The organism is Cryobacterium sp. RTC2.1 (assembly GCF_035018685.1).
GTDB lineage: Bacteria > Actinomycetota > Actinomycetes > Actinomycetales > Microbacteriaceae > Cryobacterium > Cryobacterium glucosi.
Genome location: NZ_JASJXJ010000404.1, coordinates 1 through 211 on the forward strand (window position 1 = coordinate 1; position 211 = coordinate 211).

Consider the following 211-nt stretch of genomic DNA (forward strand, 5'->3'; position numbering starts at 1 on the left):
CGGTTGTAGCGGGGTACTGGGGTGGAAATGAAGAATGTTGCGCGTGAGGAAGCGAAATTTACTAGCGCTGTCTTGTCAACGGTGTGAGCTTCGGTCAGGAGTTCTGTCATCCGGGGTTGCTCAAGGAATCCGATTTTCGCGACGACGCGAACGATTCCGGAGGGGAACGTTTCGACGTTGATTCGTTGTTTCATCCCGACGGTGGAGGGGA

1 protein-coding gene is annotated in these 211 nt (G+C 54.5%); it reads right to left on the bottom strand.

What is annotated here, in order from left to right; genetic code table 11:
- Positions 1-194: KUP/HAK/KT family potassium transporter (locus QN357_RS19635; RefSeq protein ID WP_416347641.1), on the bottom strand; the 194-nt coding region annotated here is incomplete at its 3' end.
- Positions 195-211 lie beyond the last annotated feature (17 nt).